This window comes from Rhizobium sp. SAFR-030 (assembly GCF_059415005.1).
Window position 1 is genome coordinate 243,923 of the sequence record NZ_JBPFDO010000001.1, and the last position, 14,370, is coordinate 258,292.

12 protein-coding genes, 4 tRNA genes and 1 pseudogene are annotated in these 14,370 nt (G+C 62.7%); 4 read left to right on the plus strand and 13 right to left on the minus strand.

Annotated features, from left to right (window positions below; translation table 11 throughout):
* Positions 1 to 51: 51 nt before the first annotated feature.
* The 8 genes from rplA to ACR65N_RS01305 all read right to left on the minus strand — a co-directional run bounded on the left by rplA (position 52) and on the right by ACR65N_RS01305 (position 4,451).
* A complete protein-coding gene (gene rplA / locus ACR65N_RS01270) occupies positions 52 to 747 on the minus strand; it encodes a 50S ribosomal protein L1 (RefSeq protein ID WP_430308099.1) in 696 nt (231 codons plus the stop codon).
* 2 nt (positions 748 to 749) lie between these two features.
* Positions 750 to 1,181: a 50S ribosomal protein L11 gene (gene rplK / locus ACR65N_RS01275; RefSeq protein ID WP_145303266.1), complete on the minus strand. Its 432-nt coding sequence runs from the start codon at positions 1,179 to 1,181 to the stop codon at positions 750 to 752.
* 143 nt (positions 1,182 to 1,324) lie between these two features.
* Positions 1,325 to 1,855: a transcription termination/antitermination protein NusG gene (gene nusG, locus ACR65N_RS01280; RefSeq protein WP_430308100.1), complete on the minus strand. Its 531-nt coding sequence runs from the start codon at positions 1,853 to 1,855 to the stop codon at positions 1,325 to 1,327.
* A gap of 16 nt (positions 1,856 to 1,871) precedes the next feature.
* Positions 1,872 to 2,072 (minus strand): preprotein translocase subunit SecE, encoded by a 201-nt coding sequence (gene secE / locus ACR65N_RS01285; RefSeq protein ID WP_252755587.1) that lies wholly within the window; start codon positions 2,070 to 2,072, stop codon positions 1,872 to 1,874.
* Positions 2,073 to 2,267: 195 nt separating this feature from the next.
* Positions 2,268 to 2,343: transfer RNA gene (locus ACR65N_RS01290), tRNA-Trp, on the minus strand.
* A gap of 577 nt (positions 2,344 to 2,920) precedes the next feature.
* Complete coding sequence (gene tuf, locus ACR65N_RS01295) at positions 2,921 to 4,096, minus strand: elongation factor Tu (RefSeq protein ID WP_440455431.1); 1,176 nt, start codon at positions 4,094 to 4,096, stop codon at positions 2,921 to 2,923.
* 172 nt (positions 4,097 to 4,268) lie between these two features.
* Positions 4,269 to 4,342: transfer RNA gene (locus ACR65N_RS01300), tRNA-Gly, on the minus strand.
* Between the two features lie 24 nt (positions 4,343 to 4,366).
* Positions 4,367 to 4,451, minus strand: a tRNA-Tyr gene (locus ACR65N_RS01305).
* 197 nt (positions 4,452 to 4,648) lie between these two features.
* On the opposite strand from ACR65N_RS01305, the gene rlmB reads away from it, so the two are divergent.
* Complete coding sequence (gene rlmB / locus ACR65N_RS01310; protein WP_430305037.1) at positions 4,649 to 5,530, plus strand: 23S rRNA (guanosine(2251)-2'-O)-methyltransferase RlmB; 882 nt, start codon at positions 4,649 to 4,651, stop codon at positions 5,528 to 5,530.
* A 37-nt stretch (positions 5,531 to 5,567) separates the two neighbouring features.
* On the opposite strand, the pseudogene ACR65N_RS01315 reads toward rlmB, so the two are convergent.
* Positions 5,568 to 5,984, minus strand: a pseudogene (locus ACR65N_RS01315) (response regulator); the annotation flags it as partial.
* Between the two features lie 392 nt (positions 5,985 to 6,376).
* Here ACR65N_RS01315 and ACR65N_RS01320 point away from each other — a divergent pair.
* Together ACR65N_RS01320 and ACR65N_RS01325 are read left to right on the plus strand one after the other, a co-directional pair.
* Positions 6,377 to 7,096 (plus strand): hypothetical protein, encoded by a 720-nt coding sequence (locus ACR65N_RS01320; protein ID WP_440455433.1) that lies wholly within the window; start codon positions 6,377 to 6,379, stop codon positions 7,094 to 7,096.
* Positions 7,097 to 7,314: 218 nt separating this feature from the next.
* Positions 7,315 to 7,743, plus strand: coding sequence for a YqaA family protein (locus tag ACR65N_RS01325; protein ID WP_440455434.1), 429 nt, complete (start codon positions 7,315 to 7,317; stop codon positions 7,741 to 7,743).
* Between the two features lie 55 nt (positions 7,744 to 7,798).
* Here ACR65N_RS01325 and ACR65N_RS01330 read toward each other — a convergent pair.
* Positions 7,799 to 7,874: transfer RNA gene (locus tag ACR65N_RS01330), tRNA-Thr, on the minus strand.
* Positions 7,875 to 8,044: 170 nt separating this feature from the next.
* Between ACR65N_RS01330 and ACR65N_RS01335 the strand changes: the two genes are divergently transcribed.
* On the plus strand, positions 8,045 to 8,818 hold the full coding sequence (locus tag ACR65N_RS01335) for an NAD kinase (protein ID WP_440455435.1): 774 nt from the start codon (positions 8,045 to 8,047) through the stop codon (positions 8,816 to 8,818).
* 92 nt (positions 8,819 to 8,910) lie between these two features.
* Here the strand turns inward: ACR65N_RS01335 and prfB are convergent.
* The 3 genes from prfB to ACR65N_RS01350 all read right to left on the minus strand — a co-directional run bounded on the left by prfB (position 8,911) and on the right by ACR65N_RS01350 (position 14,201).
* Positions 8,911 to 10,039 (minus strand): peptide chain release factor 2 gene (gene prfB, locus ACR65N_RS01340; protein WP_430305041.1). Its coding sequence is split into 2 segments (ribosomal slippage): positions 8,911 to 9,969 and positions 9,971 to 10,039, totalling 1,128 coding nucleotides; the frame shifts between segments, so codons are not numbered across the junction.
* A gap of 105 nt (positions 10,040 to 10,144) precedes the next feature.
* Entirely contained in the window at positions 10,145 to 12,598 is a 2,454-nt protein-coding gene (locus tag ACR65N_RS01345) for a penicillin-binding protein 1A (RefSeq protein WP_440455436.1), read from the minus strand.
* A 283-nt stretch (positions 12,599 to 12,881) separates the two neighbouring features.
* Positions 12,882 to 14,201 (minus strand): N-acetylmuramoyl-L-alanine amidase, encoded by a 1,320-nt coding sequence (locus tag ACR65N_RS01350; RefSeq protein ID WP_440455437.1) that lies wholly within the window; start codon positions 14,199 to 14,201, stop codon positions 12,882 to 12,884.
* Positions 14,202 to 14,370: the final 169 nt, after the last annotated feature.

Sequence of the window (14,370 nt, forward strand, 5' to 3'; positions counted from 1 at the left end):
CGAAGGCCCGGAAATTCTTTTCAACCGGAACCCGAAGGCTCCGGAAACTGATCAGGCGATGACCGTCGACGGCTCGATGCGCACGCCCGGACCCATGGTCGAGGACAGCGCGACGCGCTTGACGTAGTTGCCCTTGGCGCCAGCCGGCTTGGCCTTGACGACCGCATCGGCGAATGCCTTGATGTTTTCTTCCAGAGCCTTGGCGTCGAACGAAGCCTTGCCGATACCGGCATGGATGATACCAGCCTTCTCGACGCGGAATTCGACAGCACCGCCCTTGGATGCCTTGACCGCACCGGCAACGTCCATGGTGACCGTACCCACCTTCGGGTTCGGCATCATGCCACGCGGGCCGAGCACCTTGCCGAGACGGCCGACGAGCGGCATCATGTCCGGCGTTGCGATGCAACGGTCGAAGTCGATCTTGCCGCCCTGGACGATCTCGACCAGGTCTTCGGCGCCGACGATGTCTGCACCGGCAGCCTTGGCTTCGTCAGCCTTGGCGCCACGTGCGAAGACGGCGACGCGAACGTCGCGGCCGGTGCCGTTCGGCAGATTGACGACGCCACGGACCATCTGGTCGGCGTGACGCGGGTCGACGCCGAGGTTCATGGCGATTTCAACGGTTTCGTCGAACTTCGCGGTGGCGCGTTCCTTGACGAGCGAGATTGCGTCGGTGAGAGCAATCAGCTTGGTCGGATCGATGCCTTCGCGGGACTTCTGGACGCGCTTTGCAATCTTGACCATGATTAAGCCACCACTTCCAGGCCCATGGAGCGGGCAGAGCCCTCGACCATCAGCATTGCGCCTTCGACGTCGGCGGCGTTCAGATCCTTCATCTTACCTTCGGCGATCGCACGGACCTGAGCCTTGGTGATGGTACCCACCTTAGCACCCTTGCCCGGGGTCTTCGAACCGGAGGTGATCTTTGCTTCCTTCTTCAGCCAGTAGGTAACCGGCGGCTGCTTCATTGCGAAGGTGAAGGACTTGTCCTGGTAATAGGTGATGACGACCGGGATCGGCATACCCTTTTCCATTTCCTGCGTGGCGGCATTGAACGCCTTGCAGAATTCCATGATGTTGATGCCACGCTGACCAAGCGCCGGGCCGATCGGCGGGGACGGGTTTGCCGATCCTGCCTTGACCTGAAGCTTGAGCTGGCCTGCTACTTTTTTAGCCATTTCTCTGCCTTTCGTTGCGACCGGTTACCCGGCCCGTCTTGCCGGTTTCATCCGGCGGCTGCGGTTGCGTGGTTCGGAGAGGGCGCGCGGCTAACGAACGCCATCCTCCCACGCGGGATCGGATGCCTGAGGCAACCGATGGATCAGACCTTTTCGACCTGACCGTATTCGAGTTCGACCGGGGTCGCGCGGCCGAAGATCGACACCTCGACCTTGAGGCGCGACCGCTCTTCGTCGACATCCTGAACGGTGCCGTTGAACGAAGCGAAGGGACCATCCGAGACCCGAACCTGCTCGCCGATCTCGAACGAGATGGACGACTTCGGACGCTCGACGCCCTCCTGGACCTGACCGAGGATGCGATCAGCTTCGAAATCAGGGATCGGAACCGGCTTGTTGTCGGAACCGAGGAAGCCCGTGACCTTCGGCGTATTCTTGATGAGGTGGTAGGCCTCATCCGTCAGGTTGGCGCGCACCAGCACGTAACCCGGGAAGAACTTGCGCTCGGTATCGACCTTGCGGCCGCGGCGCACTTCGACGACCTTCTCGGTCGGCACAAGGATCTTTTCGAACAGGTGGTCGAGGCCCTTCTGTCGAGCCTTGTGCTCGATGTCCTCGGCAACCTTCTTCTCGAAATTCGAATATGCGTGGACGATGTACCAACGTGCCGCCATCTTCATCTCCACAAAATCAAATGCTGAAATTCAGCACGAGGCCGATCAGCCAGCCGATCAGCTGGTCCGCGGCAAAGAAGAACAACGCAGCGAAAATCACCATCACCAGCACCATAGCCGTGGAGATCATCGTCTCGCGACGAGAAGGCCAGGTAACTTTCGACGTCTCAGCGCGCACCTGCTGCAGAAACGTAAATGGATTGGTTTTGGATGCCATATCTGCCCACGCAACTACGGCACGTAAAGCTGAAATAGTTCAGCCCCACGCACCGCGTGTCTGTTTTCACCCTACATAAACACCGCATTCCCCTTTCACAAGAGGAAAAGCAATGTTTGGCACAATTTGCCGAATTGGGTTCGGCCGTCCTTCCTCCCACCAATCAACGAGACCATTCCCGTCGCCGCGGAGGACTGGCAGGGGCAGCCGGGCTTGAACCGACGACCTGCGGTTTTGGAGACCGCCGCTCTACCAACTGAGCTATACCCCTAGGTGTCTTTCGAAAGTTGCCCTTCGCAAGCATGGCGCTGCTTTAAAACGCGAATGACCTATTGGCAAGTGGGTTTATCCGGTTCGCTTCACTTTCTCTCGGTCGGCGCCCACTTGTCTGTGGAGGAGATCAACCTCCTCCCCTCGCCCGTCTGGAACCTGTCGCGCAGTCGCGGTTGGCGCCGGTCCCCGGCGCGTTCTCGAAGGTGCAGCGGGTCTCCGGCGGGCGCCCGCAGATCTTGTCGAGCGACGAGAAGCCGACGCAGCGTCCACCCGGCCCGCGGTAACCGGGGCCGCCCTTGCAACCGCATCCGCGACAGGCCGGCCGGTCGGGACATGCGGCATGCACCGGCATACCGGTAAAAAGAATCGCCGGGAGAATCAGCATGATCGCGGCGGTCGCGTCCCACCGTCGCCGGGCTACGGAAGTCTCCACGCCAAAACCTTTCCCGTCACATCCCTGCCCACACATGAGCGCCTGTCGTCGGCATGCAGATCAGGCTTACCAGCCTGACACAAAAAAAAACGCCCCGCCGTTTCCGGCAGGGCGTTCTTCGGGATCCCTTGCGGGAACCAGATTACTCGATGATCGAGGCGACGATGCCGGCGCCGACGGTACGGCCGCCTTCGCGGATAGCGAAGCGCAGCTTTTCTTCCATGGCGATCGGAACGATCAGCTCGACGACAACCGTGACGTTATCGCCCGGCATGACCATTTCCGTGCCTTCCGGAAGCGTGACGATACCCGTCACGTCCGTCGTGCGGAAGTAGAACTGCGGACGGTAGTTGGTGAAGAACGGCGTATGACGGCCGCCTTCTTCCTTCGTCAGGATGTAGGCTTCGGCATTGAACTTCTTGTGCGGCTTGACCGAGCCCGGCTTGCACAGGATCTGGCCACGCTCGACGCCGTCACGGTTCACACCGCGAACCAGTGCGCCGATGTTGTCGCCGGCCTGGCCCTGGTCGAGCAGCTTGCGGAACATTTCAACGCCGGTCACCGTCGTCTTGGAGGTGGCGCGGATGCCGACGATCTCGACTTCTTCGCCAACCTTGACGATGCCACGCTCGACGCGGCCGGTCACGACCGTGCCACGACCCGAGATCGAGAACACGTCTTCGATCGGCATCAGGAACGGCAGGTTGATCGGACGCTCAGGCGTCGGGATGTAGGCGTCGACCTGAGCCATCAGCTCGCGGATCGCGTCTTCGCCGATCTTCTTGTCCGAATCTTCAAGAGCGGCCAGAGCCGAACCCTTGACGATCGGAATGTCGTCGCCCGGGAAGTCGTAGGACGACAGAAGCTCGCGCACTTCCAGCTCGACGAGCTCGAGGAGTTCGGCGTCGTCGACCTGGTCGACCTTGTTGAGGAACACGACGATCGCCGGAACGCCAACCTGACGGGCAAGCAGGATGTGCTCGCGGGTCTGCGGCATCGGGCCGTCGGCGGCCGAGCACACCAGGATCGCGCCGTCCATCTGCGCTGCACCGGTGATCATGTTCTTGACGTAGTCGGCGTGGCCGGGGCAGTCGACGTGCGCATAGTGACGGGCAGGCGTCTCGTATTCGACGTGAGCCGTCGAGATCGTGATGCCGCGCGCCTTTTCTTCCGGTGCAGCGTCGATCTGGTCATACGCCTTGAATTCACCGAAGTACTTCGTGATCGCTGCCGTCAACGACGTCTTGCCGTGGTCAACGTGACCGATCGTGCCGATGTTGACGTGAGGCTTGTTGCGCTCAAACTTGCTCTTTGCCATTGATGCTTCCTGTGATCAAAAAGATGATGGATCCGCGCGAGCGGATTTGGTGTCGCCGTTTAAGGCTTTCCCCAACGATGCGCAAGACATAATTACGGCGGCCGCGGGAACAAGAGGGGGCGTGAAAGAAGGTGTTGCTGCTGCGGCGAAAGCCGGGCGGCCGGGGATCTGTTGGAGCGGGTAGCGGGAATCGAACCCGCGTATTCAGCTTGGAAGGCTGCTGCTCTACCATTGAGCTATACCCGCGGGCGTGGTTCGGTCGTGACGGAATGGTGGAGGGAGTTGGATTTGAACCAACGTAGGCTGAGCCAACGGATTTACAGTCCGTCCCCTTTAACCACTCGGGCATCCCTCCAGTATTCCGTCTGGACCGAAGACCAAGCTTGTGAACCGCGTCGTTCGCTGCAGTCACGGCGGCGTATATGACGGCGAGTTCCGCTGCTGTCAACACGACTTGCCGCGAAAAATTGAGGAAAGTGAAATCCGCCCTGCAAGCCGCCGCCGACCCGCGTCGGGACTATGCCGGACGCTCGACGCCCGCTATAAGGCCGCATGACCAAGGACGACCAGAACGATAAATCCGCCCGCGATACGCATTACGCGACGCTGCGCCGCCAGGTGCGCGACGCCAAGCGCGAGAGGGGTGACATCCCTACACCGCAGGAGAAGCGGCGCAGGAGCGGTGGCGAGTGGACACCGCCGAAGCTGGCCCCGGAGCAGGTGTTCCTCTACGGGCTGCACACGGTGCGGGCTGCCATCGACAACCCGCAGCGCAAGCTCATCAAGCTTTCGGTGACACAGAACGCGCTTGCGCGGCTGGATATCGGCGAAGCGGGCGCCTTGAAGTTCCCGGTGGACATGGTTTCACCGCAGGACATCGACAAGGTGCTCGGCCCGGATGCCATCCACCAGGGCGTCATGCTGGAAACCCGGCCCTTGCCCGTGCGTCGGCTGGAGGGGCTGAAGGAAAGCCCGCTTCTGCTGGTTCTCGACCAGGTGACCGACCCGCACAATGTCGGCGCCATCATGCGCTCGGCGGTCGCCTTCGGAGCCGGCGCGGTGATCACCACGCAACGCCATAGCCCGACAGAATCAGGCGTGCTCGCCAAATCGGCCTCAGGCGCGCTCGAGCTCATCCCCTATATCCAGGTGACCAACCTTGCCGATGCGCTGGGTGAGCTTCACCGTCTCGGCTTCCAGACGATCGGGTTGGATTCGGAAGGCCCTGCCCCTCTCGAAGGCACGTTCGATGCCGCCAAGGTGGCGCTGGTTCTCGGATCGGAAGGCAAGGGTCTGCGTCAGAAGACGCGTGAGACGGTGACGTCGCTTGCCCGCCTCGACATGCCGGGCGCTATCAAGTCGCTGAACGTCTCCAACGCCGCAGCGATCGCTCTCTACGCTGCGCGGCACCACCTTGCGAAGAACGCCGACTAAAAGCTGCGGCCTTCAAGGCCAGGGCGCTGGCACCCGCTCAGGCGTGATGCGGATGAAACTGCCGCAAACGTTCGGGTGCCACCGCCGGATGGCCGGCGCGCAGTTCGGTCGCGTATTGTATGGCGCTGATCAGTTCCAGATCGAAGAGTGGCTTCGAGATCACGCCGAGCGTGCCCGGAACGCCGCTTGCGAGCGCTTCCGGATTTGCGGTCATGAAGATCACCGTTACGCCGTTGGCAGCGAGTGCGCGGCCGACATCCGGACCGGTCGGACCGTCCTGAAGCTGGACGTCGACGAATGCGATATCGCAGTGCTTCTCGAAGCCGAGCGCGTCGGCACGATTCGCGGCAATGCCCGCAACCTCGTGGCCGAGGGCGAGCACAGCTTCTTCAATATGCAGAGCGATCAGCAGCTGGTCTTCGACCACCAATATTCTGTAAGGCATGGCCCCCTCTTTTTGCCATTCCGTCCAGAACGCCTACAGCAGCGTAAGGTTCCTCAACAGCGGCAACATCAACCTGTGTACCTGAAACGCGGTGACGCACGGCGCGAGGTTTTCATTCATCGAAACGAGATTCGGTCCGCACGGTCCGCATGGATGCGCCTCGCGACCTTTTGCGGCGGCGTTCGCGCAATGACCGGCCAGCCCTCGTCGCCGCAGCTGCTAGTCTACGGCTACGAGCTTCGGCCGCACTCCAAACGCCGGAGCATGTATCACATTGATACATCTTCTGCGATTATTAGCCCCTACTAACAAATATTGGTGATGTTGGCCAGCAGGCAAGGAACCTCGGCGCAGGCTCGTCATTCTGATTCGCGCATCACGTGCATCGAATGGAGGATCCCATGCCCAGACTGTCTATAGCATTGCTGGTCGGTACCTGTCTCATGGTGCCCATCGGTCAGCCTGCATTCGCCCAGAGCATCAGTGCCGGGCTTGGCGGCGAAAACGGCATCAACGCCAGCGTCGGCCTCGGTGGTGAGGGTGGTCTCGGCGTCGGTGCTGACGTCTCCGTTGGCGGCGCCGGCGGGGTGAATGCCGGCGCCGGCGCATCCGCGGGCGGTTCGAGCGGCGTCAGCGCCGGGCTCGGCGCTTCGGTCGGCGGTGCAAGCGGCGTCAATGCCGGGCTCGGCGCCTCCGTCGGCGGCGCCAACGGCATCGGCGCCGGTGTCGGTGCGTCGATCGGCGGCGACCGGGGTGTCAGTGCCGGCCTTGGTGCCGGCATCGGAGGCGGCAGCGGAGTGGACGTCGGTGTCGGCGTTGGCGTCGGTGGCACCAGCAGCCAGGGCAACGGCCCGGGCGGTGGCGGTTCAGGAGGTAGCGGCTCAGGCGGCACCAGCGGCGGCGGCTTTAGCGGCGGCGGCGTGAATGGGAGCAGCACGGGTTCTACCGGCTCCGGCAGCACCGGCGGCTCCCTGACGCCGGAACAGCGACGGGCCTTCAACGGCATGACGGCCGGTGAGCGTCGCGAGGTTCTGCGTCGCTGCAACTCCGTCGGCTCCGGCAGCTACGATCCGGCGCTCGTCAGCCTCTGTCGGCTGCTTCGCCTGTCGGCGTCGCGCTGATCCTGCCGAATCGGCGAACGCGGCCGTCCAGGGGCCGCGTTCGCCGCGAGCCTGCGGCGATCTCGCCTCGCCTGCTCCGCAGTGTCTTGTTCGCCCAAGCAACCGACGGACAAGGCCGACATATCTTGTCGAGACCGGAGCCCGTGGCTAATGTGAGCGCCTGACACTGGCAGCCCGACATTCCTTGCGCGGTTCGGCCGACATGGGATCATCCGGCGATGGCAGCTTACCTTGCTCTGTTCACGGCAGCCTTCATTGCCGCCACCATCTTCCCCGCGCAGTCCGAAGCACTGCTGGCAGGCCTCATTCTCAGCGGCGACTACTCTGTTGTCGGGCTGGTGGCAGTCGCGGGTCTCGGCAACACGCTCGGCGCCGTCGTCAACTGGTTCCTCGGCCGCGGTGTCGAATCGTTCAAGCACAAGCGCTGGTTTCCTGTCCGCCCGGACAAGCTCGCGAAAGCACAGGAATGGTACCGCCGCTATGGAAAGTGGTCGCTGCTGCTCAGCTGGCTGCCTATCTTCGGCGACGCCGTAACCGTTGCCGCCGGCGTGATGAGGGAGCCGCTGGCCGTCTTCGTGCTGTTCGTCGGCATCGGCAAGACCATCCGCTACGTCGCGCTTGCCGCGGCGCTGACCGAATGGATGTGAGCAACAGGCATCACGCCGCATACGCGGCACAAAGGAACGGTGAGTGCTGGAAAAATGGTGCCCCCGCCAGGGTTCGAACCCGGGACCCCCTGATTACAAATCAGGTGCTCTACCAACTGAGCTACAAGGGCATCTTGATGCGGGAGTTAGCATATTCTCTCCGCCTGTAAAGCGAAAACTGCAGTCGGTCATGTCAGATACGGCAGATCGCCAGGCGAGGCACCGGCCGGCGTTCGGTTCGGCAAGGCTTGTCGCGCAACCGGCTTTTCCTGTACCAAGGCATCAGCCGAAGGGGTTGCCGATGTCATTGAACAACTTGCGTCTTTCTTTCCTCGCCTCACCGGCCCCGGAAGCGCTGAGCGCGCTCGACGAACTCGCGCGGATCTACGGAAATGTGGCGATCGAGGATGCGGATGTGATCATCGCGCTGGGTGGCGACGGGTTCATGCTGCAGACGCTGCATCAGACCATCAACAGCGGCAAACGCATCTACGGCATGAACTGCGGCTCCGTCGGCTTCCTGATGAACGATTTTTCGATCGACGGTCTGCAGGAGCGCATCGCCGATGCCATCGAGAACCAGTTCCATCCGCTGGAGATGACCACGCGCAATGCCGATGGCTCATCTTCCGTGGCACTGGCGATCAACGAGGTCTATCTCTTCCGGCAATCTTATCAGGCCGCCAAGCTGCGCGTGACGATCGACGGGCATGTGCGGCTGGAAGAACTGATCTGCGACGGCCTGATGATTGCCACGCCGGTCGGATCGACGGCCTACAATCTCTCGGCACATGGGCCGATCCTGCCGCTCGAGGCGCCGCTCCTGGCGATGACGCCGGTGAGCGCCTTCCGACCGCGTCGCTGGCGCGGCGCGCTGTTGTCCAACAAGGTGTGCGTCGAACTGGATATCCTCGAGCCGGACAAACGGCCGGTCAACGCGGTTGCCGACAACACCGAGGTCAAGAGCGTGCTGTCGGTGCGGATCGCCGAATCGACGGTGCGCACGGCACGCATCCTGTCGGATCCCGATCACTCCTGGTCCGAACGGATCATTGCCGAACAGTTTTCCTACTGATCGAAGCAGAGCGGCCCGCCTTCGAGAGGAAGACGGGCCGCTTTCAGAACTGCATGGAGCCTCAGGCTCAGTCACTGGATGGAGCCTCAGGCTCAGTCGATGTCGGCAACCTCGCCGGCACCGCCGCTGATGCGATGGGCTAGCGCTGCTTCCATGAACTCGTTCAGTTCGCCATCCAGCACATCGCCAGGCGCCGTGCTCTCGACGCCGGTGCGCAGGTCCTTCACCAGCTGGTAGGGCTGCAGCACGTAGGAACGGATCTGGTGACCCCAGCCGATATCGGTCTTCGACGCGGCTTCGGCGTTTGCCGCCTCCTCGCGCTTTTTCAGCTCGACCTCGTAAAGACGGGCGCGCAGCATTTCCCAGGCCTTCGCCTTGTTCTTGTGCTGTGACCGCTCCTGCTGGCACGACACCGCGATGCCGCTCGGAATATGCGTGATACGCACGGCCGAGTCGGTGGTGTTGACGTGCTGTCCGCCGGCGCCGGACGACCGGTAGGTGTCGATGCGGCAATCGCTTTCGTTGATGTCGATCTGGATCGAATCGTCGACCACCGGGTAGACCCAGATGGACGAAAACGAGGTGTGACGGCGCGCATTGCTGTCGTAGGGCGAGATCCGCACGAGGCGGTGCACGCCGGATTCGGTCTTCAGCCAGCCATAGGCATTGTGGCCCTTGACGAGGATCGTCGCCGACTTGATGCCGGCTTCGTCGCCGTCATGCACTTCCAGAAGCTCGACCTTGAAGCCGGCGCGTTCCGCCCAGCGGGTATACATGCGCAGCAGCATGTTGGCCCAGTCCTGGCTCTCGGTACCGCCGGCACCGGAATGGACTTCGACGTAGCTGTCATTGCCGTCGGCTTCGCCGGACAGCATGGCTTCCACCTGTCGACGGTTGGCCTCCGCCTTCAACGCCTTCAAGGCGTCCTCGGCATCGCGCACGATGCCGTCGTCGCCCTCTTCCTCGCCAAGCTCGATCAGCTCGACGTTATCCTTGAGCTGCTGCTCAAGCGCCTTCACGCCGCTGATGGAATCGTCGAGTTGCTGGCGCTCGCGCATCAGCTTCTGGGCTTCGGCCGCATCGTTCCAAAGGGTCGGATCTTCGGCCTTGTTGTTCAACCAGTCCAGTCGTCTTACCGCCTGATCCCAGTCAAAGATGCCTCCTCAGCAGGGTTATGGCCTGCTTGATTTCATCGATAATATTCAGGGTTTCGTTGCGCATCGTGTGATTACGGTCCTTTAGGGAAGATCGCGCCGTGCATAGTGGCAGGCTCAGGCGATGTAAAGCCCGACAGGCTGTCGCCAGCCGGCCGGGCGGATCGTATCGCTAGAAGAGGCCACCGGAGCCGGAGGTCACTGCCTGCTGCGTCTGCGGCGAGGTCTTGAGGATTTCCTGAGGCGGCAACTGGCTGTCCATGCCGATGACGGCCAGCGTGTCGGCCGGGCCGGTGCCGGGCTTGAATGCCTCGACGATGGTATCCGGCTCGCCCTCGTAGGCGGCCATGCCGGTCTTGCGGTTGACCGAGATGAACTGCATGCCGGCCGGCACCTGAAACTTGGTCGGCGGCGACATCTTCGCAGCCTTGGCGAGAAAATCACCGAAGATCGGCGCCGCAAGACCGCTGCCGGTGCCCGCCCGGCCGAGCGGCGCAGGCGTATCGAAGCCGACATAGAGGCCAGCCACCAGATCCGGCGTGAAGCCGACGAACCAGGCATCCTTCTCGTCATTGGTGGTGCCGGTCTTGCCGGCCACCGGACGGTCCTTGACGGGGATCTTGCCGGCGGCGGTGCCGCGGGTCACGACACCTTCCATCATCGAGGTGATCTGGTAGGCGGTCATCGGATCGAGAACCCGCTCGCGGTTATCGACCAGCGTCGGCTCGTCCTGGCCGGCCCAGCTGTTGAAGTTGCAGCCTTCGCAGGTGCGTTCCTCATGACGGAAGATGGTCTTGCCGTAGCGGTCCTGGATGCGGTCGATCAGCGTCGGCTTGATCTGCTGGCCACCATTGGCGATGACCGAATAGGCCGATACCATTCGCAGCACCGTGGTTTCGCCGGAGCCCAGCGACATCGCCAGCAGCGGCGGCATCTTGTCGTAGATGCCGAAGCGGTTGGCATATTCCGCGACAACCTCCATGCCCATGTCCTGCGCCAGGCGGACGGTCATCTGGTTGCGCGACTTTTCAATGCCGAGGCGCAGCGTCGAGGGTCCGGCAGAATCGCCGCCATAGTTTTCCGGCCGCCAGACCTGGCCGCCCGACACCATCTCGATCGGCGCGTCAAGAATGACGGAGGCCGGGGTATAGCCGTTGTCGAGTGCTGCCGCATAGACGAAGGGCTTGAAGGAGGAGCCGGGCTGTCGCATCGCCTGGGTCGCCCGATTGAATTCCGACTGACCAAAGGAGAAGCCGCCGACCATCGCCAGCACGCGGCCGGTGTGCGGGTCCATGACGACCATGCCGCCCTGCACCTTCGGCGGCTGGCGCAGGCTGTAGCTGCCATCCTTGCCGTCGACCGGCTGGACGTAGACGACGTCACCCGGATGGAGCACGCCTTCCGGCGACCTTGCGGTCTTGCGCTCTCCCTTGGCGTCGCGGTAGGCCCACTTCATGTCCTCGGCCGAGATCTGGCCGCGCGTCCGGGTTTCCTCGACCTTGCCGCCGACCGTTGAAGGCTGCAGCCCGATATCGACACTCTTTGCCGAGACAGTCAGGACGACCGCGAGCTTCCACTCCGGCACGTCCCGAAGGGTCGGCAACTTGGCAAGCTCCGGACCCCAGTCGCCTTCGACCGATACCTTGCCGAGAGCGCCGTGGAAGCCGCGACGCTGATCATACTCCTCGAGGCCCTTCTGCAGCGAGGCGCGCGCCATGACCTGAAGATCGGGATCGAGCGAGGTGCGAACCGACAGGCCACCGCCATAGAGCGCCTTGTCGCCGTATTTCTCGATAATCTGGCGGCGCACTTCCTCGGAGAAATATTCCGATGCGAAGAGCGACGACCCACCGCGGCGGATATTCACGCCGAGCGGCTGCTTCTTCGCCTCCTCGGCATCGCTGGCGGTGATGTAGCCGTCTTCGGCCATGCGGGTGATGACATAGTTGCGGCGGGTAAGGGCCGCCTCTTCATGGCGGAACGGGTTATAGTTGGCCGGCCCCTTCGGCAGCCCACCGAGGAAGGCGGCTTCGGCGATCGTCAGTTCGGTCACCGACTTGTCGAAATAGGTGAGTGCCGCGCCGGCAATGCCATAGGCGTTGAAGCCGAAGAAGATCTCGTTGAGATAGAGCTCGAGGATCTTGTCCTTGGAATAGGTCTGCTCGATGCGGAAGGAGAGGATCGCTTCCTTGACCTTGCGGTCGATCGTCTGGTCGGACGACAGAAGGAAGTTCTTCGCCACCTGCTGGGTGATTGTCGAAGCGCCTTCCGGGCGCCGGCCGGAACCGATGTTCTGGACGTTGTTGACGACGGCACGCGTCAGGCCCCAGAAGTCGATGCCAGGATGCGTGTAGAAGTTCTGGTCTTCGGCGGCGATGAACGCTGCCTTGACGCGGTCGGGAATGGCCTGGATCGGCAGGAACAACCGCTTTTCGCGCGCATATTCCGCCATCAGCGCACCGTTTCCGGCGTGCACGCGGGTCGCGACCGGAGGCTCGTAGGACGCCAGAACCTCGTAGTTCGGCAGGTCTCTGGATACGCTGGCGAGATAAACAGCGACGACGGCGGCAACTGCGAAGAAGGCAACGCAGGCCAGTCCGAAGAAGTATCCAAGCAATCTGATCATTCGAAGCTACCGTTTCGTCGTGTCCGGCGCATCTCAGGCGCACCATCTCATGTTTTTAGGGCTTTTGCACGGGCGATCCGACAAGTGCAAGTCCGGCACATGTCCGGCGGCTCGGCCGGCCCAGTCGCGGCCCGTGAGTCGGCCGCTGTCTGCTGTCGTTCGAGTAAACCCTTGAATGTGAGTAAAATAGGGCCCCTGACCCAACAAACCCAGGGTAAGTTCCTGTATATGCCGCATCGCAGCGGCTTTCTCCGCCCGCTGTCGTTTTCAGGTCACGCTCGCCTCAGCCGCCACCAACGACGGTCTGCTGGCGATAGGCGGTGACGGCCTTGGCGATGAGGTCGGCAACCTTGCTCCGCCAGCCGGGCTCCAGCAGCAGCTTTTCGTCCTCCTCGTTGCTGAGGAAGCCGAGTTCGAGCAGGATCGAAGGAATATCCGGCGCCCGCAGCACCTGGAAGCCTGCCGAGCGGTGCGGATTGTTGATCAGCTCGATCTGCCCATTGAAGGAATTCACGAGACGGCGGGCGAGCGAGATCGAGAACGCCTGCGTCTCGCGCCTGGCAAGATCAAGAAGGATGTCGGCGATTTCGGGTGGACCGTTCTCGATGGCGTAGCCGGCCAGCTGGTCGGACAGGTTCTCGCGCGCCGCAAGCGCTGCGGCCATGCGGTCGGAAGCAGTGTCCGACAGTGTGTAGACGGTCGCGCCGCGTATGCCCTTCTGCCCCAACTGGTCGGCATGCAGGGAAATGAACAGGTCGGCCGCCCCCTGGCGCGCCAGCGTCACCCGTTGGGAGAGCGACAGGAAGGTATCGTTCTTGCGGGTGAGGAACGCCCTCACCCCAGGCTCGCGGTTCAACCGGTCGGCAAGATCCCGGGCGAAGGCGAGCGTGATCTCCTTTTCCGGTGTGCCCGACTTGCCGCCCACCGTCCCCGTATCGATCCCTCCGTGGCCGGCATCGACGGCGATGGTGAACACCGCATCGGTTGCCGGATCAGGAGAGGCGGCGGAGGCGCCGACACCCGCCGTCGGATCGGACGTGGGCTCTGCCGAGGTCCAGCTCTGCGTCTTCACGAGTTCGGCCACTGCTTCGGCGGTGGACATCTCGGCATCCAAAACGAGACGGAAGCCATGTCCCTCGTTCTTCTGCACTTCGGCATTGACCAGCTTTACCGGTCTGTTCGGCGTAAAGACGATCCGCGCGCTGCCCTCGTCCATCGCCCCATAACGAATATCCTGGAACAGGCCGCGCGGCGCCAGATCGTCGGCGGGAAAGCCGAAAGCCGTTGACGGCAGGTCGATGACGATGCGCTCGGGCGCCGCAAGATAGTGGACGGAGAAGGACGGCTTGCCATCGAAGTCGATGACGACGCGGCTGCGCGCATCATCGCCGGCGATCCGCGCGCCGAAAGCAAGGAGCGCATCGCCGCGGGTCTCCGCGGCAGGCACCACGGTCGCTCCGAGCAGGAGGATCGCCAGCCAGGCAGCAATGAAGAGTACGCTGGCGCCAGAGGGCCCACACGCATGAACCGAACCAAGCCGCCTAGACTTGGCGGTCGGCGAGAACCCGTCACCGCTCACCCTACGGTCGTTCGTCTGTCGCATGCCCCCGCAATCCGTTCTGTGTCGCGCCGCCGACACGTCTGATTCTCGTTCTACACCATTGGCAGAATCGGGAGCAAATGCCGCCGTGCCGAATGGCTCGCCCGGCCGCCCGCCGGGTTTTGCGGGTTAAGGCCGCGAAATTGATCCACAATAAGGCAGAACCGGCTTT

Bases quoted from the DNA above. Each gene is read 5' to 3' on its own strand.
- nusG (WP_430308100.1), bottom strand. From the start codon at position 1,855: ATGGCGGCACGTTGGTACATCGTCCACGCATATTCGAATTTCGAGAAG.
- tuf (WP_440455431.1), bottom strand. From the start codon at position 4,096: ATGGCAAAGAGCAAGTTTGAGCGCAACAAGCCTCACGTCAACATCGGC.
- ACR65N_RS01335 (WP_440455435.1), top strand. From the start codon at position 8,045: ATGTCATTGAACAACTTGCGTCTTTCTTTCCTCGCCTCACCGGCCCCG.
- rplA (WP_430308099.1), bottom strand. From the start codon at position 747: ATGGTCAAGATTGCAAAGCGCGTCCAGAAGTCCCGCGAAGGCATCGAT.
- ACR65N_RS01325 (WP_440455434.1), top strand. From the start codon at position 7,315: ATGGCAGCTTACCTTGCTCTGTTCACGGCAGCCTTCATTGCCGCCACC.
- rplK (WP_145303266.1), bottom strand. From the start codon at position 1,181: ATGGCTAAAAAAGTAGCAGGCCAGCTCAAGCTTCAGGTCAAGGCAGGA.
- ACR65N_RS01345 (WP_440455436.1), bottom strand. From the start codon at position 12,598: ATGATCAGATTGCTTGGATACTTCTTCGGACTGGCCTGCGTTGCCTTC.
- ACR65N_RS01320 (WP_440455433.1), top strand. From the start codon at position 6,377: ATGCCCAGACTGTCTATAGCATTGCTGGTCGGTACCTGTCTCATGGTG.
- secE (WP_252755587.1), bottom strand. From the start codon at position 2,072: ATGGCATCCAAAACCAATCCATTTACGTTTCTGCAGCAGGTGCGCGCT.
- rlmB (WP_430305037.1), top strand. From the start codon at position 4,649: ATGACCAAGGACGACCAGAACGATAAATCCGCCCGCGATACGCATTAC.
- ACR65N_RS01350 (WP_440455437.1), bottom strand. From the start codon at position 14,201: ATGCGACAGACGAACGACCGTAGGGTGAGCGGTGACGGGTTCTCGCCG.